The organism is Parapedobacter lycopersici, from assembly GCF_040395035.1.
Lineage (GTDB): Bacteria > Bacteroidota > Bacteroidia > Sphingobacteriales > Sphingobacteriaceae > Parapedobacter > Parapedobacter lycopersici_A.
This window is the reverse complement of record NZ_JBEBRB010000035.1, coordinates 1-20208: the sequence shown is the minus strand read 5'-3', so window position 1 is coordinate 20208 and position 20208 is coordinate 1. Positions and strand designations below refer to the sequence as shown.

Here is a 20208-nt window from a genome sequence, read left to right as displayed (position 1 = left end):
CAACACAACTAAACTTTGAATAAGGGCATCCGAATCTGTGCACCTTATTTGTTTCCCAGCAATTTTTAAACCTATGGCATAGACATGTACGCACACATCCTGTCTTATATTTTTCCCGCCGCACGTATGGCATTTTTGGTTACGCTCCTTTGTTTGGGGGTGGTACGGGAGGGGTATGGGCAACAAGCGATGGAGCGGGTGTATGCAGACGGGCAGAGTAATACGACATTAATTGGTGGCTTTATCAATGATGCGGCAAAAGCCCATGATCACGACATATTTTCTTATTCGACCATTGGTGTCGCTTTGGCCGGTTCTGTGCGACAGGAATTAATCTTTTCTCAAGAGGTTTCTGGAAATATACCTGTACGTATCAAGATAGGCACCGGCACCAACATATTAAGCTTATTAAGTGGGATAAGCGTACAAGCATTTCTCGGTAATACAGCCATCGGAACACCACAAACACTTAATAACCTTATTACATTGCTTAGTGGTGCCGACCAAGCCGAGGTAATTATAATCCCCTCTAGCACCTATGATCGTGTGAGAATCTCAACGAGCGGTATCGCACTAGGGGGTGGACTTAATATTTATGAGGCTTATTATTATAGGACTGCAACTTCTGTAATATGCGATCAGCCAATAGACATTTTATATGGTACAAACGGAGCAATATTAGGGGGGTTAAATATCGTACAGAATCCCGCTTTGGCCATCGATGGCAATATTACTACAGCTGCGGTACTCAATGGGACGGCAAATCTCGCCAATAAAACGCACTTAACTTCACTCTATTCTTCTCATTCGCAGGCTGGCGATTCCGTTCGCGTTATTTTCAGAAATCCCGGCGGATTATTACAGGCGAATTTATTATCGACCAGCTTCTCCATCAGAACTTACAATGACAATCAAAGTAATGGACCACTAGCATTAGATCAAAGCATCCTCAAGCTTTCATTATTGGCGGGAAGCAGCAATATCCAAGTATTAACTTATCCCGTTAATGCTGTATTCAATCGCGTTGAAATTTCATTGGGAAGTGGATTGCTCAATGCCTTACAACAACTTGAAGTCTACGAAATTCAACGCGTAATACGCGCCCCGGAAATTACTGCACCAAGTATCAGTGAAGGTGCAGTTTCTGCCTGTGAAGATGAGTCTATTTCACTATCTATTGTCAGTCCAACAAGTGGCTATGAATATCGTTGGTATACTGTTGCTGAAGGTGGAAGTCCTGTCGTGACAAGCACATCCTATACTACCCCGTCTCTTGTATTTGGCACTACATACACTTATTACGTTTCCGCCTCTCTTACTGGGTGTTTAGATGAGTCTGCACGGAATAAGATTGTTGTCAACGTACTACCACAACCCGGTAAACCACACCTGACAATCACTGATATACAGAATTAATTAACCAATAAATACATGAATAAACCATTACGTAAAAACTAAAACAAATGAATATGAAAACGACAATGAGAATGTTAAGAACAGGTCTGGTTGGCTTGTTTTTGATGGTGACCATGAATGTTATGGCACAACAAACCCCTCCTGGACCAATTGACCCGCTTGGACCGCAAAGCACCACTGTAACTACTGGCAATACAAAAATAAGAGGTGAACATTTCGATCCCGTAATTACTGATTTCAGTGAAGAGCTTACTAATTCAATACTTTTTTTCAATCCAAATGTAGCCAATGGATTTACGTTACGAGCCAGTACAATTGAAGATCATGCATCCAGAGCGTTGGAATTTACCACTTACAATTGGTATGATGATGGCGACGGCTCTACGTTATCTACCACACCTATCCCGGGTGAAAATAGCGTCACGTTGCCACGAACAGGATTAGCCCCCGGTTATCATCAATATCGGGTAGAAGCATTTATTATTCCTCCTGGCGCTGATCCTAATGAAATTTGTCCGCCAGACCAGACAGAAACATTCGTAGTTTTTGTATTACCTCAACTGGGAGTTGGCGTAACTCACACCGGCGCCAACACATCGTTGCTCCAATATTGTGAGGATGAAGCAGCTACGCAAGACAAGGTGGTTCTTACTGCCGACGTTAATTATGAAGGTTATACCGGAGATCCGGCTCTTGATCAATTCGAGCTAAAATATACTTGGTATGCCGTAAAATCTAATAACTCATCAGACGTTTTTGCTTCAACTGCCAGCGATTTCCCAACCATTGACCCAAGTAAAGTAAATATCGAAAATGCCAATTTACAAGGGACCCCCATCATTAAAATCGGCACTACCGATACGTACAACCCCGCTATCTCTGACATCGGAAGTTATAAGTTTTTCGTTGAAGTAGAATATACAATTAAGGATCGCAATTACGATGACTCCGAAACTAATGCTGTAACAAACCGGGCGCGTCCATACGTAATTTATCGTGGATGGTTTGGCGGAAATGATCAAGACAATGCAAGCATCGTTCTTGTCACTCCGAAACCCGGCAAACCGCACATCACCATCGAAACCATTACCGATTAACAAGAAAGGTACACCACCTTTACATGTTTCGCTGGCTTAGGCATATCGCAGCAACGGTAGTTGCATTGGTTGTCCTGCATTCTGCATGGGCGCAGGAGCAGGCTGTGCATATTGCACAGGGAAGCTCCGTGACGTTCCGTGCGGATGCAGCCAATGCCCTTTCCTACCTTTGGTTCCGCGATGGCGAACCACTGAACGGTTACCATGAGCAGCGGATAACGGTAAACGAGCCGGGGATATACACCGTCATGGCCTTAGGCAATGAATGCAACTCCGACCTCTCCGATCCCGTACAGGTAATTGTGGATCAAACGGGACCTCCGGTTACCGTGGATATGCAGATCCGCAACGTGCCGGACCGGCCAATGGTACTGGTCGACGGGGTATTTACGCACCAGCTGTTCATTGTAAATAATGGCACGGGTACCGCAACCGACGTACAGGTTATCGCGACGTTTGCGCCAAATGTCCGCTATGAAAATGTGGTGGATATGCACGCGGGCACCGTGGTGTACAACGCGGCAATGCGTGAACTCACCTGGTCGCCCGGAAATATTGCGCCCGGTCAGTCGGAATCATTGATTATCGGTGTCCGCGCCGAAAGCGAGGGACTGGCCTCACAGCTGGCTGTCGTGGCCAGCAGCGAGGAAGACAGTCGCCCGGCAGACAATCAGTCCATCGGAAGCGTCGAGGTTGTTGCGCTGAAAATACCGAATACCTTTACGCCCAATGGCGATGGGGTAAACGACTATTTTGAGATACGTGGGCTGGAGTTGTTCCCTGCTCATCAGCTGACGATATTCAACCGATGGGGGAATGAGATATACCGTTCAAATAATTATCGGAACGACTGGAATGGTGCAGGCTTAGGTGAAGGCACGTATTACTACGCATTCGAACTGCGGCTGCATACCGGCCACGTGCAGGTATTTAAGGGTTTTATTACACTGATTCGGAATACCAATAACTAAGAACGTTGCCGTTTTCATTTTGTATCGCTTACACGGGTATCCGTGTAGGCGATATTTTTTATCCGAAGATCTCCGCCACGCGGCCTACCTGTCCGTCTTCAAGCCGTACCTTGATGCCCCTCGAATGAAACGCGGCTGATGTGAGGATATCCTTCACCACGCCTTCCGTGTGTTTTCCGGTCCGTTGGTCTTTCTTCAGGATGATCGCTACCTCAAGGCCAGGATAAATATCTTTTCTGTTTTTTCCGTCCATATCACTATAACCTGCGGCGAGCTGTTTCAGTCGTCCGTGTTATGTTAGCTATTCGCTTTTTTCAGCACCGAGTCATGTACTACCACCCGGTTCCAGTATTTGGAATATTTTTCGATCGCCGCCAAGTGGACGGGATGCGTTTCGTATACATTGATTTCATCCATTGAATCGAAGTAAACCAACAGGTTATAGGTAAATGTGTTGTCCACCACATCCCTCGGGTTCGTGGGTGCGGGCCGGCCATAATGCAGGGACTTGATGCCGGGAATCGCTTTCAGTTCCTCGAAGAAATTCGCAAAGTCGCTGATCTCGGTTTCGGATAATCCGTCGTTCAGCCAAAAGAGGACGTAATGTGCAATTTGCTCCTGCGAATCCATTGTCGTGTCATTCGGTTGTGGCGCCGCGCAGGCCTGTACCAGTGCGCCGGCACTTCCAGCCACCGCCATTGAAGCACCAGCTTGCTTAATAAACTGTCTTCTTTTCATAGTCATCAGGTTTTTTTAGTTCCCCGCTATTTTTAAGATATCGTTCCCAAACACGAAAATCATCAATGCCAGCAGGATGAAGAAACCTACCATCTGTGCCTTTTCCAGAAATTTCTCGCTCAGTGGCTTACCCTGGATCATCTCAACCAGCAAAAACAATACGTGGCCGCCGTCAAGCGCGGGGATAGGCAGGAAATTCATCAGCGCCAGCGCCATAGACAGCACGCCCACCAGACTCCAGAACCGCTCCCAGTCTACCTCCGAACCGAACATGGTGGCAATGCGCACCGGGCCTGACAATGCTTTATCGGCGCGCAATTCACCCTTCGCTATTTTCCCAAGCCCCTTGGCATTGTCAATCAGCGTCCCCCATGCCTTGCCTGCTCCGATAGGCAGCGATTCAAAAAACCCGTAATAAACGGTTTCATAAGGAATCGACGGGTCCCGGTTAACGGAGAAACCAAGCATACCAGTTTCCGGAATTGTCGCATTTACCGTAGCACTATCACCATTCCGGTACACGAGCAGGCTAACTTCTTTTCCCACATTGGCATCTATGGCGCCGCGCACCTGGTCCCAGAACGGCACCGGCTGATCATTGATCCGCAGAATGCTGTCGCCCGCTTCGAGTCCCGCAGCTTCGGCCACACTGCCCGGTTGAACAGCCAGAATGGCCATGGTGTGCTCGCGCGCCCGTACAAATTCGTTCCGGTCATAATCGGCAACCGAATTAAGGATATCGCCGGGTACGTGGACATCAATCGTCTCGCCTCCCCGCTCCACCGTCAGCGTGGTGTTGCCCATCAATACTTTGGAGCTGATGATATCGGTAAACCGGACGACCGGCTGGCCGTCAATCTCCGTAATACGGTCGCCCGCCTGAAGGCCGATCTGCTTTCCGATAATGCCGGGTGTCACACCGTTTACCAAACGGGCATTATCCACATAGGTTTCGCCGTATTTAAAGGTGAGCATCCAGAAAATGAACATGCCCAGCAGTACGTTGACGATGATACCGCCCATCATGACGATCAGCCGCTGCCATGCCGGTTTCGACCGGAATTCCCACGGCTGCGGCTCGCCCTTGAGCTGCTCGGTATCCATCGACTCATCAATCATTCCCGCGATTTTCACATAGCCACCCAGCGGCAGCCAGCCAATACCGTATTCACATCCCTTAAAATTGAACTTGAATAGCTTGACGCCCCATGCGTCAAAGAACAGGTAGAACTTCTCTACCTTGATACCAAATGCGCGGGCTGCTATAAAATGCCCGAATTCATGTAACACTATCAATATGGACAGGCCCAATAAAACCTGCCCGATCATTACCAGTACACCCATTTAATCTTTATTTTTCTATATGATATATTTTTTTGCTTTTTGTTACCAGTTCCCGCGCAATAATCCGGCTGTACTGGTCGGTCGACTCGTAATCGGCTAACGTGGGTCGTTGTATCAGTGTCACCGCCGCCAGTGTTTCCTCAATAACATCACTCATCGCTAAAAAGCCCGTTTCTCCTTTTAAGAATGCGGCAACAACTACTTCGTTTGCGGCATTCAGGATACAGGGCATGTTCCCTCCCATCGCTAATGCACGGTATGCCAGCTCCAGGTTGCGGAATGTGTCCCGGTCGGCCCGCTCAAATGTGAGCGTCGAAAAGTCGGCAAAATCAAACCGTGGAAACGTGTTCTCCACCCGGTCCGGATACGTAAGTGCATATTGTATCGGCAGCTTCATGTCCGGAAGGCCGAGTTGCGCCTTGATGCTTCCGTCTTTGAACTGCACCAGCGAATGTACGATCGACTGCGGATGCACGACCACATCAATTTGACTCACATCAAGATCAAACAGCCATTTGGCTTCAATAACCTCCAGCCCTTTATTCATCAACGATGCCGAATCGATCGTGATCTTAGCGCCCATTACCCAATTCGGATGCCGCAATGCCTGCTCCGCGGTAACCGCGCTTAGGTCCGCCCGGCGCTTGCCACGGAACGGGCCTCCGGATGCGGTAAGGTAAATTTTATCAACCTGCTGGGCCTGTTCTCCTGCCAGGCACTGGAAAATCGCCGAATGTTCCGAATCTACCGGCAATATCCGCGCGCCCTTACGGGCGGCCAGGTCCATTACCAGCGCGCCGGCTACTACCAGGGTTTCTTTATTGGCCAGGGCAATTGTTTTTCCTGCCTCAATAGCGGCAAGGGTAGACCGCAATCCAACTGATCCCACCAGCGCACAGAGTACCGTATCAACCTCCTTGTGCTGAACCACTTCTTCAAGCGCCTCGTTGCCGGCAAGCACGTTAATGGCTGTGCCTGCCAGGGCCGTCTGCACCTGCTTATATTTATCGGGATCGGCAATGACTACCACGCAGGGCCGGAATTCCAGCGCCTGTGCAATCAGTAAATCGGCATTTGAGCCTGCCGTCAATGCATGAACCGCAAACCGGTCCGGATGGGCGCGGATAACTTCCAGCGCCTGTGTACCGATACTTCCCGTGGCGCCCAGGACCGCTATACTCTTCTTCTCCAAAATGCCTGCTTCGTAAATGTCTTAAATAATATTTTCCGTCACCTTGGGATCTTCGCCGCCTTGGTAATGCATCATCATATCCCGGTAGGCCATGGCCACTACCACACTGGACAACGGACCAACCAAAAAGGAATTGATTACGCTCAAAGCAGTAGATACTATCGGGTATCCACTGTAATTGAAATAAATATATAACAGGTGCAAAATGGCAAAAAATACCAAGATGAGCAATAATTTGGTGATATTTCCCTTCGTGAGCGCAAAACTCAGCTTAACGGCGCGCCAGGGTCCCGCGTGCCGGTCAATGATAAAAAATGGATAAAAGGCGACGCGCAGCAGGAACAGAAAAATAAACACCGCCGCAATTACGCGGGTGATGTCGACCAGCATGGTAATGTCTACACCGGCGTAAACCAACGGAAAACCAAGCAGCGAGATGATGAAATAAAAAACCAGCGCAATGGCAGCGATACAGCACATTGCCGCGAAAAAATACACCAGTTCGCGGGTGGTGGGAATTGTTTCCTGTAAACGGACATGGTCCTTCCCATCGATCAGCTGGAAGATGTACTTGAACAGCGCCAGCTGAATACCGAAATACAAAATCACGAAAAGAAAGGCCATAAATGCGCTGAGGAACGGGCTCACCTCATTGAGATAAAAAGCCAGGATACCGGAGGTATTGGACGTCAGAAACAGCAGGAAACAGAGCCCTGCCACGGAAAAATAATGCTGCCGCAGCAAATCCCATGATTTGTTAATGACTTCATTGACGGCAAACGTACTATCTTTTAAAAACTGAATCATTCAGCAGCTGGAAATTATCCTGCAAAGATGAGATAATCTTTTCGGAAATCAATCTTCTTGTATCAATTACACCACAATTGCACCTGTTCAATTACCGTTACGGCGCTACCCGGATATACGTTTCAACGATTTCCCGGTTCACCCCTGCACTTTCCACCTGCTCCAGTCCGCGCTGGGTCAGTGTGTCATTCGATATATTCACATGGAAATCAAACGTATTTCCTTCCCAGTCCCGGCCATCGGAATATTCCAGGTGCTCCGTATACAGGCTGTCTTTCAGCACATAATCACCCCCTCCGGCGGAGAAAAACGCCAGTGAGTCCTTTCCCTTATGGAGGTCGTGGTGCAGAAAAGCAAAATGTGTGTCGTTGATAATCTTAATGAACGACCTATCCTTTGTATAATCGGTGGTGGTTGTGTCGCCATTTTCAATTGTCTTTGCCGTGAGAAGCTTCCAGGTGCCCACAATGGGAAGCTTCGTGGTTTCAGCGGGCGTACCTTCCATGTTTCCGGTACACGACACTGCCGATATACCGGCGATTATCATCAATGCATTCGTAATTTTCATGTTTTTTTAAGTTTATGATTCGGTCTTGCCTTGTGGCTTTCAGCGTGGAGTGTATCATTTTCATGAACACCAGCTGCTGTTGTTGATACCCGGCGCATAAAGATGGCCATAAAAATACCGTTCAACGAATAATGGAATAAAAAAGTTGAATTTCTGTCGGTTCACACTCGCATGTTAGGTAATCCGCATTAGCTGCAGGCCCCGCTGATAAGCCACTCGATGTATTTTCTGCTCTTCTTGCGTTTTGATTTCCGCCTCCGGGGCCGTGCAGTTGGACGATCTCCAAAAATTTCATGATATCCAAGCTTCCAGTCCGAGGCTGCAACTGTAGTGAAACCTGCTCCCCGAGTTGTACTGACCGAGCCGGACAGCCAAATTAGATGTGGAACAGACATAATACCGATCCAAGGATTTGGAACACAGAATGTACAGGTAATACATGTTTAGGTTAGGTTTAAAAAAAGAATACCTGCCGTGGGCAGGTATTCTGTGGAGAATATCGGAGTCGAACCGATGACCTTTTGCATGCCATGCAAACGCTCTAGCCAGCTGAGCTAATCCCCCTTCAATCGGACTGCAAATATAGTGATTGAAATGAATCCTCCAATTAAAAATTTAGAAAAAGCCCCCGGCAGCACACACCGCGGCACTATTCATTCATTTTGTCTATGAATTCTCTTCTTTCCGCGATCAACAAGTTAACCATGCGGCGAAAATGCGGTTTAAAATCTTCCGGTTCTGCAATAAAAATATTGACGTCCATGGAAACATTATCCTCGCTTGAGTTCAGGTAAGCCTTGGCAATTTTTGTTGTCCTGTTGATGTAATTAACCACGTCATAAACCTGTGCTTTTTCTGACAATGATTCGATTTCCCAGAAACTCGGGTATAAAATCCGGAACGACTCCAGGTCATCTTCGTCCACAATGATGTAAAAGGTGTTCCCCTCAGCTTTGAATTCAATATCGCCGTCTGAATCAATTTCCGGCTGATAGCCCTGCTTCTGAAGGTAAGAAACATACATTTCCTGCAGATCAGATCGCGACGACTGCGCATTCACCGCGCCGACCCCAATTAAAAACACGGCACATAAGGCCATAATTACCTGCGTTGTCTTCATTTTAGTTCTGTTAATCGTGAATATTCTGTTATGGTCGTTAACGTTAATGGTAGCTGTTCCTTTGCCGGCTGAGACTACATTGTGTTTTCAGGCCTACATACTAACGGATACCGCGCATGCAAAAGTAACATGTTAATGACTGACAAAAAATACCTGACATAAGGTATTTTTACTGTTTTTTTGATTTCGTATGTTTTTCCCAAAACACGACGGCGACCCCCAGCCGGGCCCGCGTTGGCACCGGCATCTATTTTTTTGTATATTGCCGCACCTTAACGCAACCAACCAACCTATCAATGGAAAAACTCATCTTAGACCAAGCGAGGAAAATATGGACGGAAATTGCCCAGCATAAGATGCCGGGTGAGCTAACATTGGAAATCGAACTCTACAAAAAGCTGCTTCATATTTTTCAGGTAGGCGATTATTATTACATGGTGTTCAATCCCCCGGAAATGAAAATTGAATACGCCAGCAGCAACACCATCGATGTTATCGGCTATCAACCGGAAGCGCTTACGCTGGATTTGTTAATGGATAAGATCCACCCGGAAGACCTCCCCTATTTTCTTGATTTCGAAGCGACGGTCACGCGGTTCTGGTCGCAGCTGCCTCCAGATAAAGTAACCCGGTACAAAAGCCGTTATGATTACCGAATACGCAGAAGCGACGGCAGCTACATCCGCATTCTCCAGCAAGTAGTCACTATCCAGACCGATGATGAGGGTGCCGTGCTGCGCACATTTGTAGTGCATACCGATATCAGTCACCTGAAGAAAGATAACCGGATGGTACTGTCCTTTATCGGACTGGAAGGCGAACCTTCATATATTGATGTCGATCCCGTCCGACGGCTCACGCCTTCCGTAAATATCCTTACCCGCCGCGAAAAACAGGTTCTGGAACTGCTGGCCCGGAACCAGACCACCAAGCAAATTGCGGATGACCTGCACATCAGCACCACCACGGTCGCTACGCATCGCAAAAATATCTACCGCAAAACCAATACCTCATCGGTTCTCGAATTGGTACAGCTGGCGCTTAATAAGGGGTGGCTTTAAATTGTGCTGCCCTTTGTCGGCCTCATTTGAGTGCTTCCGGAACCGGCTTCTCCAACAGGTACCGATAGTAAAACCGGATACGCTCCATCCGGTCGTGCACCACTTTGGGGCCTGTCCAACTGTGTCTTCCCCCGGGATAAATCATCAGCTCAAAATGCTTACCGGCGTTCTGCATTTCATCGATCAGCTGAATGGTATTCTGCATATGCACGTTGTCGTCCATGTCGCCGTGCATAATGCGTAATACGCCTTTATACTGATCAACGTAGGTCAATACCGAGCCGTTCTTATACCCTTCGGGGTTATCCTGCGGAGTATCCATAAACCGTTCGGTGTAATGCGTATCATAAAGCTCCCAGCTGGTCACCGGTGCACCGGCGATACCGTAATCAAAGTAATCCGCCCCTTTGGTTAACGCCAGGCAGGTAATGTACCCACCGTAACTGTGTCCGGTAATCAGCAGCTTGTCTTTGGCCACCCAGGGTTTGCTCTTTAACCATTTGGCTGCCGTGATGTAATCTTCCATTTCCCATTTACCAAGGTTGCGATGCATGAGCGCAACGCCCTGCTTCCCGAAATGACCGGATGCCCGGTGATCCACGGCAATCTGGACAATACCCTCGTTGGCCCAGTGCTGGTTGGCGGTTCCTTTCCAGGTGTTTTTTACGGTTCCCGCGTCCGGCCCGCCGTAGATGCTGAAGATAACCGGATGGGGTTTGGTTTCATCAAAGTCCGTCGGCCATGTAATGGTCGCCGGCAACGCATAACCATCCGGCGTTGGGATGGTAATCATTTCAGTCCGGCCATAGCGGTAGTCCGAAAAATCATCCGCCCGGCTATCGGCCAGTTCGCGGATCAGTTTGCCGCGGTTATCAAGCAGGGCAATCTTTGTCGGCGTTTCCACATTGGAATAGGTAGTAATAAAATGTGCGCCGTCGGGTGCCACATGCACTTCATGGGTATAGTTACCGAATGTGAGCCGCCGCAAACCGCTGCCATCGTAATTAACGCGGTACAGGTCTTCCGTTGTCGAATGTTCTTTCCGGGCCGTAAAGTAGATCACGCGGTTCTGCTCATCCACCAGCTGCAACGCGGATACCTGCCACGGGCCCGCAGTAATCGGATTGACCAACGTACCATCCAGCGTATACAGGTAATAATGGGCCCAGCCGGTCTTATCGCTTTTTAAGATATAATGTTTGTTGTCTTTGAGGTAGGTAATCCGTTCGGCGTGGCTCAGGTCAATCCACGCCTCCTGTTTCTCGTCGTATATTTCCTTTTTGCTGCCCGATACGGGATCTACTGCATAAAATTTAAGGTTTGTCTGATCGCGGTTCATCCATTGCACCATCAGCGAGTGGCTGTCATAGCTCCAGTATGGCTGGCCGAAATATTGGTCGTCGTTCTCGTTGAACGCGGCCCACACGGTTTCCCCGCCCTCTACCGGCACAAACCCGACCCGTACCTTTGGGTTTGGATCACCAGCCTTGGGGTAGCGTGTCTGTTCCACATAACCATGCTGGCCTTTTGAGCCAAAAATCGGAAACATAGGCACCTCAGTATCATCGAAACGCATAAAAGCTAACGACTTGCTATCGGGCGACCACCAAAAGGCTTTATAATGCGTGGGACGGCCCAGGATCTCTTCATAATATACCCACGATGCCCATCCGTTGTAGATGACGTCCGTGGCATCGCTGGTATAGCGGATTTCACGGCCATCCGCCACGCTGATGGCATAAAGGTCATTATTCCGGGTAAATGCCACATACCGGTTGTCTGGCGAGAGCGTGGGATTTTTTTCTTCTTCAGCAGGTGACTGCGTGAGCCTCCGGGGAGTTTGGCCGCCCTCCCGGATATAGATATCCTGATCCTGGATATAGACTTCCGTATCGCTGCTGGGCGGCGGCGTGTAAGCCCGGCGTTGCCCGGTCTTGCTATCTACCGCATACAGCTGCCGCGCCTGTGTATCGTATTCGATGTAATGCCGGGCATCCGCCCACCCTTCAATGGTGTTGATCGGCTTCGTCAGCGAACGTTTGGTGCCCCAGGCCTGATCCAGGTCGAGCCGTTTGGTTTGGGCGGCCGCCGGGACTGCGAGAAATAAGGATAGGCAAATGCCCAACGAAAACATGTTTTTCATCATTATCGTATTGTTTTTATTGGCTATTCCACTGCCGGTGGCGCTTCGGTGCCGCACCGGGGTTTTATCCAGTCTGCTTCGACAATTGTTCGGGATTCCATCGGCAGGGTTCCGGGAATCCTTCGAAAGTCTTCGGCGCGCAACGCATTGCGTGCCGAGCAGCCCCGAAGCGCGCCCGAAGCGGAGTCGAAGCCGCCCCGAACAAGGGTCGAAGAAGTCCCGAAGCGGACTCGAACAACCCTCGAAGCGCAGTCGAACACGCCTCGAAGAACTATCAGGCAATTCCCTGCGCGCCTGATCCGCAGTTATATCACCACGTTCACAATCCGGCCTTTCACCACGATCACTTTGCGCACGGGTTTTCCATCCAGGTAACGTTGCACATCCGGATTTGCCAGCACCGCCTGCTCAATTTCCACCGTTTCCAGGCTCAGCGGCAGGGAAAGGTTCATCCGCATCTTTCCGTTTACGGAAATGGGATAGGAAAACTCACTTTCCACCAGGTAATCCGGATTAAATTCCGGATACGCCGCTTCAGACAATGTTCCCGGCGCGTTGCCCAGCAACGCCCACAATTCTTCGGTGATATGGGGTGCGTAGGGCGACAGCACAATGCATAGGTCCTGCAATATCGCTGCCTTATTACATTTCAGATCGGTCAGTTCGTTTACACAGATCATGAAAGACGAAACAGACGTATTGAACGAAAACCGCTCGACATCTTCCGCTACCTTTTTGATGATTTTGTGCAGGGCTTTCAACTCGGCCCGGTCCGGCTCCCCATGACTGACCGAAAAATTACCCTCCGCGTCGTGGAATAGCTTCCATAATTTGCGCAGGAATTTATATACCCCTTCGATGCCGTTGGTATTCCAGGGTTTACTCTGCTCCAGCGGGCCCAGGAACATTTCATACATCCGCAGGGTATCGGCTCCATATTGTTCAATAATATCGTCCGGATTCACCACATTGTATTTGGATTTCGACATCTTCTCTACCTCATGCCCACAGTTATATTTTCCGTTTTCGAGAATAAACTCCGCGTTGGCAAAATCCGGTCGGAACTGGCGGAATTTTTCGATATCAAGCACATCGTTGCTTACGATATTGACATCCACGTGCAACGGCACGGTAGTGTACTGGTCTTTCAATCCGTAGGATACAAATGTATTGGTACCCTTTCCATCCGTATCAAGTACACGGTATACAAAGCTGCTCCGCCCCTGGATCATGCCCTGATTGATGAGTTTTTTAAACGGCTCCTCTTCAGGTACGTACCCGAGGTCTTTCAAGAATTTATTCCAGAAGCGGCTGTACAGCAGGTGACCGGTCGCGTGTTCGGAACCGCCGATATACAGGTCGACTGCCTGCCAGTAGTTCACCGCTTCGGGTGAAACAAGCGCATCGCTGTTGTGTGCATCCATATACCGGTACCAGTACCAGCTTGAGCCGGCCCAGCCCGGCATGGTGCTCAGCTCGTAATCGAACTGTCCCCGGTATTTCCAGTCGCCCGCCCGGCCAAGCGGCGGTTCACCGCTTTCGGTGGGCAAATATTTGTCAATCTCGGGCAGTACCAAAGGCAGCTCGCTTACTTCGATCAGTTGCGGAAATCCGTCTTTAAAGTATACCGGTACGGGCTCCCCCCAATACCGTTGCCGACCGAAAATAGCGTCGCGCATCCGGTAGTTGATGGTTGCTTCCCCGGCACCGGTGGCTTCCAGCTTTTTGATCAATACATCAATCGCCTCGTGATAGGTAAGGCCGTTAATGATATCGGAATTAATATACCGGCCGGCTTTTGTGGGGTCGGCCTGCCCGTCGAGCTGCTGGGCATCCGAAATGGGGATGATCGGCAGGCCGAAGTGCATGGAAAACAGGTAATCGCGCTGGTCGCCCGAAGGCACCGCCATCACGGCTCCCGTACCGTAGCCGGCCAGCACGTAATCAGCAATCCAGATGGGAATCTCTTTTCCGGTCAGCGGATGTTCGGCATAGCTTCCGGTGAATGCGCCCGATACCGTCTTCACGTCCGCCATCCGGTCGCGTTCCGATTTCTTGCCCGTATGGGCAATATAAGCTTCTACCTCAGCCTGCTGTTCTGCGGTCGTCAGCTGCGACACCAGGTCGTGCTCCGGGGCCAGTACCAGGCAATTTACCCCGTAGATGGTATCCACCCGGGTGGTAAACACTTCGATCGCCGCGTCCGGCGCAAGCGACGGAACGGCAAACCTGACACTGGCACCAATGCTTTTCCCGATCCAGTTCCGCTGCATCTCCACCAGCGGCTCCGGCCAGTCGACTGTTTCCAGTCCGGTAAGCAAGCGCTCGGCATAGGCTGTGATACGCATGCTCCACTGCATCATTTTCTTCTGTTCCACGGGATAGCCCCCCCGTTCGGATACCCCGTTGATTACCTCGTCATTGGCCAGCACAGTACCTAACGCCGCACACCAGTTCACGGTGCTTTCGCGCAGGTAGGCCAGGCGGTATTTGAGCAGTTCCCGCTGCTTTTCGGCAGCGCTGAAACCTGCCCATTCCGCCGCAGTAAAGGTGACTGTATCCTCATCCGATACGGCAAGCACGTCCACGCTCCCGCGGGTTTCAAAATGGGTGATCAGGCTGCGGATGGGTTCTGCCCTGTCCGATGCCTTGTTATACCAGGCATCAAACAGCTGCATAAAAATCCATTGTGTCCATCGGTAATATTCCGGATCGCTCGTACGCACCTCGCGGCTCCAGTCGAACGAAAGACCGAGGTTATCAAGCTGTTCGCGATACCGGCTGATATTCGCTGCCGTGGTAATGGCGGGGTGCTGGCCGGTCTGGATAGCATACTGTTCGGCTGGTAGCCCAAAGGAATCGTAGCCCATGGGATGCAGCACATTGAAGCCTTTGATCCGTTTATACCGGGCAAATATATCCGAGGCAATGTATCCCAGGGGATGGCCCACATGCAGACCCGCCCCTGATGGATAGGGAAACATGTCCAGCACGTAGTATTTTGGTTTCGTGGAAGTATTGCTTGCTTTAAATGTCTGGTTATCGGCCCAAAATTTTTGCCACTTCTGCTCTATTGCCCGGTGATTATATTCCATTTATGTACAGATTGAATACGAACGGCGAAAATACGATTTTTTTAAGAAACTCCCGACCGGCAGGAAGCGGCCGGTACGGTGGTCAATTACCGGTTCACCGCATAAGCAAACGACCGCCCTGCCGGATCGGTAACAAAAAAGTGACCTGTTCGCATGATAGCCGTAAATCTGCTATCTTCGCGGGCAAATATGCGGACGAGACTGTTTTACCTTCTTGTTTTACTTGCCTATGTGAACACGGTTTTCTATCAGGGTAACCCTGTCCGTGGGACCAATAGTGACGGCATCATTGACGGCGCACCGCTGGTAGAGATCATTTTGGCGGATGTGCTCAACATCATTCCCGACGGCGGCGATACCAAACCCGACGACGTCCAATACGATGACTACCGCCCATCAACGGCAAAATGCATATCCACACCGCTTCCCAAAAAGAATACAAGCATCGATTTCGCCCCTATTTTAGCGTTCTGTAAGCCGCTTACGTATTGGGACTTCGACACCAAGATCTCTTGCCTGTTAGGTTATTACCTCTTCCTGTTCCGGCTGAAGCCGTTTTAATACCATCTTTTCATCCCACACGCAAGGTTGCGTGCCATGTCCATAGCTATCTGCGTCATGGCGGTGCAGCCCATCGTTCCCCGTTTCAAAATGTATTTATTCCCCGACGGGATAGGTACGTCCGGCTTTTATGCTGGATGCGGCATGCAGTATATTACGGCGGACATCATTGACAGCAATTTACCATAACGAATACGAATAAAGACCATGAATACGACAATTACCCCACGGCGCATCATCATTGCTTCCGGTTTATTTATTAGTGCATTTATCGGCTGTAGCGGAAATGCAGAAAAAACTAACGACAATGTGGAACACCATTCGGCGCCTGTGGCCGAGGTGTCGCTGCTCGACACTACGGTATATCACGAGTATGTTGCCAGTATACAGGCAATCAAGAACGTGGAAATCCGCACCCGCCTAAAGGGGTTTCTCGAAAAAATATACATTGACGAGGGTGCCGAGGTAACGGCCGGGCAGCCCCTGTTTAAGCTGAATGATACGGAACACGTGACGGCGGTTGCCCGCGCGGAAGCGGTACTGGAAAATGCCATTGCCGACGGGCAGACGACAATGCTTGAAGTGGAACGCACAAAGCTGCTTGTCGCAAAGAACATTGTATCGGAAACCGACCTCAAGGTAGCCGAAGCACAGCGCAGCGCGGCCGAATCCCGGATTAAAGAGGCCCGTTCGCTGCTCGATTTTGCAAAAACGGAGCTTACCTATACGACAATACGTGCCCCTTTTTCAGGCCGTATCGACCGTATCCCGCTGAAGGAAGGCAGTTTACTGGATGAAGGCATGTTGCTCACTTCCATCTCTGACCTGAACCAGGTATACGCCTATTTTGATATTTCGGAACAGGAATACCTAAGCATTGTTACCAACGACAGCCTGCGTACCGTTGATTTTACCATGCCGGTAAGACTGACGCTTGCCAATGGTGCGCCCTACCCGCATGAAGGCACCGCGGAATTTGCGGAAAACGAATTTGAGGAAACCACAGGAACCATATCGCTGCGCGCCTTGTTTCCGAACCCCGGTGGACTGATAAAGCATGCGGCCTCCGGAAAGGTCAGCGTGCCGATGCAAAACGGCCAAAACCTGGCCGTCCATCAGAAATCCGTTTTTGAAATACAGGATCGCACCTACGTTTATAAAGTCATGGACGACCATACGGTAGTGATGACACCATTCCAGGCGGGGCAGCGCGTAGGCCATTACTACATGGTGGAAAGCGGCCTGCAACTGCGTGACAAAATCGTATTTGAAGGGACACAGCACCTAAGGGACGGAATGACGATCAATCCGGTATTGATCGGGCCGGGTGAAAACCGGCTTATTGCCGATGGCCGCTAACTAAGATTTCAACGCATTATTCAAAAACCATGTTAGAGACATTCATTAAACGACCGGTGCTGTCGCTGGTCATCTCTTTGCTTATTACCTTACTGGGTGTGCTTGCCCTGTTTACGCTGCCCGTCACCCAGTTTCCGGACATCGTGCCGCCGTCGGTCGTGGTAACGGCCAACTACACAGGCGCCAATGCCGAAGTGGGCACCGATGCGGTAGCCATCCCGCTTGAACGGGCCATCAACGGCGTTGCGGGGATGACTTACATGACCTCCGTTGCAACGAATAACGGCACCATCCTGATACAGGTTTTCTTTAAGGTGGGCACGGACCCCGATATTGCGGCGGTAAACGTGCAGAACCGGGTGACCACGGTATTGGATGAATTGCCGGAAGAAGTCATCAAAGCCGGTGTAACCACCGAAAAAGAGGTGAACAGCATGCTCATGTACCTCAATATTTACAGCGATGACCCCACCGCCGATGAGCGATTTATTTACAACTTTACGGACATCAACATTTTGAAGGAGCTGAAGCGGATCGAAGGTGTTGGTTTTGCCCAGATTATGGGCGCGCGCGACTACGCGATGCGGGTTTGGCTTAAACCCGACCGGATGGCCGCATATGACGTTTCCAGCGAAGAGGTCATTTCAGCGCTCCGCGCACAGAACATTGAGGCCGCCCCGGGGCAGACGGGCATTGGATCGGACCAGCGGGTTAATATGCAACAGTATGTACTGCGTTATCCGGGCAAATTTTCCGAGCCCGAGCAGTACCGCAACATTCCCATCCGGGCGAATGCCGACGGGTCGATCCTCCGGGTACGTGACATTGCCGATGTGGAATTCGGGTCGCTCGATTATGAAATGGAATCCAAAACCGACGGCCGCCCTTCGGCATCGATTATGATGAAGCAGCTGCCCGGGTCGAACGCCCAGGAAGTTATTGAAAACGTGAAACAGCGCATGGACGAATTGCAGGAATCCACATTCCCGCCGGGCATGAAATATACGGTTAGCTACGACGTTTCCCGCTTTTTGGACGCATCAATCAGTGAAGTAATCCGTACGCTCGTGGAAGCATTTCTCCTCGTATTTCTGGTGGTATTCATTTTCCTGCAGGACTTCCGCTCCACGCTGATACCGGCGCTCGCTGTACCGGTGTGCCTGGTCGGCGCCCTCTTTTTCATGCAGCTGCTGGGGTTCTCCATCAATTTACTTACGCTCTTTGCGCTCGTGCTGGCCATCGGAATCGTGGTGGATAATGCGATCGTGGTGGTGGAAGCGGTGCACGTGAAGATGGAGGAAGACCGGCTGCCACCGCTGGAGGCCACCCTGGCCGCGATGAAGGAAATCGGCGGGGCTGTAGTGGCCATTACATTGGTGATGTCTGCCGTATTCGTCCCGGTAGCATTTCTTTCCGGACCGGTCGGCGTCTTTTACCGGCAGTTTTCACTGACACTAGCCGCCTCGATTATTATCTCCGGAATCAATGCATTAACACTGACGCCTGCACTATGCGCACTGCTGTTAAAATCGCCGCACGGTAAGCCGGCGTCAAAAGGCTGGCTGGCTTCTTTTTTCAATGGGTTTAATAACTGGTACAACAGGATATCGACCCGCTATGCCGGGCTGATCGGGAAAATAGCGGGCCGACGGGTAATTACCCTGGGGCTTCTGGCTGCATTTTTTGTGGCAACCTGGGGAACCAGCAGCGTACTGCCCTCCGGATTTATACCGACAGAAGATCAGGGCATGATCTACGTGAACGTAACCACGCCACCGGGCGCCACGGTAGACCGGACCATTGCGGTACTTAACCAGGTCGACTCCATCAGCCGCGGTCATGACGCGGTAGAGACCGTGTCTACCCTGGCCGGGTACAGCATCATTACGGAAGTGTCCGGGGCATCGTATGGCATGGGTATGATCAACCTGAAAGCCTGGGACGACCGCAAAGAGTCCGTTTCGGATGTCATTGCCTGGCTGGAGGAAAATACGGCCCACCTTGCAGATGCCGATATCGAGTATTTTCCGCCACCAACGGTACCCGGATTCGGCAATTCCAGCGGATTTGAACTCCGGCTGCTCGACCGCACCGGCACCGACGACCTCGACCGGACGGCCGATGTGCTGGCTGATTTCATGACCAAGCTCGAAGAATCACCCGAAGTAGGCAATGCCTTTTCCACGTTCGACCCGCGCTTCCCGCAGTATCTGCTCCAGGTTGACCATGACATGGCCGCGAAGCGGGGCATCAGTGTGGAAAATGCGATGACCACACTCCAGACACTGATGGGCAGCTTTTATGCAACTAATTTCATCCGCTTCGGCCAGATGTACAAAGTAATGGTGCAGGCCGGTCCGGGTGCGCGCGAAAAACCGGAAGACGTGCTTAAGCTATACGTAAAGAACAATACCGGGGAAATGGTCCCGTATTCTGCGTTCATTACCATGGAGCGTGTTTATGGACCGGAACAGGTAACACGGTATAATATGTTTACCGCGGCGCTCGTCAGCGGTGACGCGGCGGCCGGGTATAGCAGCGGCGAGGTAATTGAAGCGGTGGAACGCGTGGCTGCGGCAACGCTTCCGCAGGGGTATGGCATTGAATGGTCGGGCATGACGCGTGAGCAGATTCTATCGGGCAACCAGGCTATATACGTCTTCGCGCTTTGCCTGCTTTTCGTGTACCTCATCCTCGCCGGGCAATACGAAAGTTTCCTGCTGCCATTACCGGTTA

The 20208-nt window shown here is 50.5% G+C and carries 17 protein-coding genes and 1 tRNA gene; 7 read left to right on the top strand and 11 right to left on the bottom strand.

Going from position 1 to position 20208, the window contains the following annotated elements:
• Positions 1 to 84: 84 nt before the first annotated feature.
• From ABWO75_RS08700 to ABWO75_RS08690, 3 genes are read left to right on the top strand one after another with little or no spacing between them, the layout of a single operon-like run.
• Positions 85 to 1416, top strand: coding sequence for an immunoglobulin domain-containing protein (locus ABWO75_RS08700; RefSeq protein WP_353184611.1), 1332 nt, complete (start codon positions 85 to 87; stop codon positions 1414 to 1416).
• 53 nt (positions 1417 to 1469) lie between these two features.
• A complete protein-coding gene (locus tag ABWO75_RS08695) occupies positions 1470 to 2513 on the top strand; it encodes a hypothetical protein (protein ID WP_353184609.1) in 1044 nt (347 codons plus the stop codon).
• 23 nt (positions 2514 to 2536) lie between these two features.
• On the top strand, positions 2537 to 3484 hold the full coding sequence (locus tag ABWO75_RS08690; RefSeq protein WP_353184607.1) for a T9SS type B sorting domain-containing protein: 948 nt from the start codon (positions 2537 to 2539) through the stop codon (positions 3482 to 3484).
• Between the two features lie 58 nt (positions 3485 to 3542).
• On the opposite strand, the gene ABWO75_RS08685 is transcribed toward ABWO75_RS08690, so the two are convergent.
• The 9 genes from ABWO75_RS08685 to ABWO75_RS08645 all read right to left on the bottom strand — a co-directional run bounded on the left by ABWO75_RS08685 (position 3543) and on the right by ABWO75_RS08645 (position 9253).
• Complete coding sequence (locus ABWO75_RS08685; RefSeq protein WP_353184605.1) at positions 3543 to 3737, bottom strand: YwbE family protein; 195 nt, start codon at positions 3735 to 3737, stop codon at positions 3543 to 3545.
• A gap of 44 nt (positions 3738 to 3781) precedes the next feature.
• A complete protein-coding gene (locus ABWO75_RS08680; RefSeq protein WP_353184603.1) occupies positions 3782 to 4222 on the bottom strand; it encodes a Dabb family protein in 441 nt (146 codons plus the stop codon).
• Between the two features lie 15 nt (positions 4223 to 4237).
• Positions 4238 to 5566: an RIP metalloprotease RseP gene (gene rseP / locus ABWO75_RS08675; RefSeq protein ID WP_353184601.1), complete on the bottom strand. Its 1329-nt coding sequence runs from the start codon at positions 5564 to 5566 to the stop codon at positions 4238 to 4240.
• Positions 5567 to 5573: 7 nt separating this feature from the next.
• Positions 5574 to 6758 (bottom strand): 1-deoxy-D-xylulose-5-phosphate reductoisomerase, encoded by a 1185-nt coding sequence (locus ABWO75_RS08670; protein ID WP_353184599.1) that lies wholly within the window; start codon positions 6756 to 6758, stop codon positions 5574 to 5576.
• Positions 6759 to 6779: 21 nt separating this feature from the next.
• Positions 6780 to 7565: a beta-carotene 15,15'-monooxygenase gene (locus ABWO75_RS08665; protein ID WP_353184597.1), complete on the bottom strand. Its 786-nt coding sequence runs from the start codon at positions 7563 to 7565 to the stop codon at positions 6780 to 6782.
• A 97-nt stretch (positions 7566 to 7662) separates the two neighbouring features.
• Complete coding sequence (locus ABWO75_RS08660; RefSeq protein WP_353184595.1) at positions 7663 to 8133, bottom strand: hypothetical protein; 471 nt, start codon at positions 8131 to 8133, stop codon at positions 7663 to 7665.
• A gap of 291 nt (positions 8134 to 8424) precedes the next feature.
• Positions 8425 to 8574: a GIY-YIG nuclease family protein gene (locus ABWO75_RS08655; RefSeq protein WP_353184593.1), complete on the bottom strand. Its 150-nt coding sequence runs from the start codon at positions 8572 to 8574 to the stop codon at positions 8425 to 8427.
• 49 nt (positions 8575 to 8623) lie between these two features.
• Positions 8624 to 8697, bottom strand: a tRNA-Ala gene (locus tag ABWO75_RS08650).
• Between the two features lie 85 nt (positions 8698 to 8782).
• Positions 8783 to 9253, bottom strand: coding sequence for a YbjN domain-containing protein (locus tag ABWO75_RS08645; RefSeq protein WP_353184591.1), 471 nt, complete (start codon positions 9251 to 9253; stop codon positions 8783 to 8785).
• Between the two features lie 296 nt (positions 9254 to 9549).
• Between ABWO75_RS08645 and ABWO75_RS08640 the strand changes: the two genes are divergently transcribed.
• Entirely contained in the window at positions 9550 to 10314 is a 765-nt protein-coding gene (locus tag ABWO75_RS08640; RefSeq protein ID WP_353184589.1) for a helix-turn-helix transcriptional regulator, read from the top strand.
• A 22-nt stretch (positions 10315 to 10336) separates the two neighbouring features.
• Here the strand turns inward: ABWO75_RS08640 and ABWO75_RS08635 are convergent, their stop codons facing one another.
• Together ABWO75_RS08635 and leuS are read right to left on the bottom strand one after the other, a co-directional pair.
• Positions 10337 to 12460 (bottom strand): S9 family peptidase, encoded by a 2124-nt coding sequence (locus ABWO75_RS08635; RefSeq protein WP_353184587.1) that lies wholly within the window; start codon positions 12458 to 12460, stop codon positions 10337 to 10339.
• 302 nt (positions 12461 to 12762) lie between these two features.
• Entirely contained in the window at positions 12763 to 15552 is a 2790-nt protein-coding gene (gene leuS / locus ABWO75_RS08630) for a leucine--tRNA ligase (protein WP_353184585.1), read from the bottom strand.
• A 153-nt stretch (positions 15553 to 15705) separates the two neighbouring features.
• Here leuS and ABWO75_RS08625 point away from each other — a divergent pair, with 153 nt between their 5' ends.
• From ABWO75_RS08625 to ABWO75_RS08615, 3 genes are all read left to right on the top strand, one after another.
• A complete protein-coding gene (locus ABWO75_RS08625; protein WP_353184583.1) occupies positions 15706 to 16113 on the top strand; it encodes a hypothetical protein in 408 nt (135 codons plus the stop codon).
• A 207-nt stretch (positions 16114 to 16320) separates the two neighbouring features.
• Positions 16321 to 17472: an efflux RND transporter periplasmic adaptor subunit gene (locus tag ABWO75_RS08620; protein WP_353184581.1), complete on the top strand. Its 1152-nt coding sequence runs from the start codon at positions 16321 to 16323 to the stop codon at positions 17470 to 17472.
• A 29-nt stretch (positions 17473 to 17501) separates the two neighbouring features.
• Positions 17502 to 20208, top strand: a 2707-nt coding sequence (locus ABWO75_RS08615; RefSeq protein ID WP_353184579.1) for an efflux RND transporter permease subunit, incomplete at its 3' end; no start/stop codon positions are given.

What these genes read in the sequence shown, in the direction of transcription:
- ABWO75_RS08660 (WP_353184595.1), bottom strand. Translation starts at nt 8,133, where the DNA reads ATGAAAATTACGAATGCATTGATGATAATCGCCGGTATATCGGCAGTG.
- ABWO75_RS08700 (WP_353184611.1), top strand. Translation starts at nt 85, where the DNA reads ATGTACGCACACATCCTGTCTTATATTTTTCCCGCCGCACGTATGGCA.
- ABWO75_RS08695 (WP_353184609.1), top strand. Translation starts at nt 1,470, where the DNA reads ATGAAAACGACAATGAGAATGTTAAGAACAGGTCTGGTTGGCTTGTTT.
- ABWO75_RS08620 (WP_353184581.1), top strand. Translation starts at nt 16,321, where the DNA reads ATGAATACGACAATTACCCCACGGCGCATCATCATTGCTTCCGGTTTA.
- ABWO75_RS08635 (WP_353184587.1), bottom strand. Translation starts at nt 12,460, where the DNA reads ATGATGAAAAACATGTTTTCGTTGGGCATTTGCCTATCCTTATTTCTC.
- leuS (WP_353184585.1), bottom strand. Translation starts at nt 15,552, where the DNA reads ATGGAATATAATCACCGGGCAATAGAGCAGAAGTGGCAAAAATTTTGG.
- ABWO75_RS08680 (WP_353184603.1), bottom strand. Translation starts at nt 4,222, where the DNA reads ATGAAAAGAAGACAGTTTATTAAGCAAGCTGGTGCTTCAATGGCGGTG.
- rseP (WP_353184601.1), bottom strand. Translation starts at nt 5,566, where the DNA reads ATGGGTGTACTGGTAATGATCGGGCAGGTTTTATTGGGCCTGTCCATA.
- ABWO75_RS08645 (WP_353184591.1), bottom strand. Translation starts at nt 9,253, where the DNA reads ATGAAGACAACGCAGGTAATTATGGCCTTATGTGCCGTGTTTTTAATT.
- ABWO75_RS08640 (WP_353184589.1), top strand. Translation starts at nt 9,550, where the DNA reads ATGGAAAAACTCATCTTAGACCAAGCGAGGAAAATATGGACGGAAATT.
- ABWO75_RS08665 (WP_353184597.1), bottom strand. Translation starts at nt 7,565, where the DNA reads ATGATTCAGTTTTTAAAAGATAGTACGTTTGCCGTCAATGAAGTCATT.
- ABWO75_RS08685 (WP_353184605.1), bottom strand. Translation starts at nt 3,737, where the DNA reads ATGGACGGAAAAAACAGAAAAGATATTTATCCTGGCCTTGAGGTAGCG.
- ABWO75_RS08655 (WP_353184593.1), bottom strand. Translation starts at nt 8,574, where the DNA reads ATGTATTACCTGTACATTCTGTGTTCCAAATCCTTGGATCGGTATTAT.
- ABWO75_RS08690 (WP_353184607.1), top strand. Translation starts at nt 2,537, where the DNA reads ATGTTTCGCTGGCTTAGGCATATCGCAGCAACGGTAGTTGCATTGGTT.
- ABWO75_RS08625 (WP_353184583.1), top strand. Translation starts at nt 15,706, where the DNA reads ATGATAGCCGTAAATCTGCTATCTTCGCGGGCAAATATGCGGACGAGA.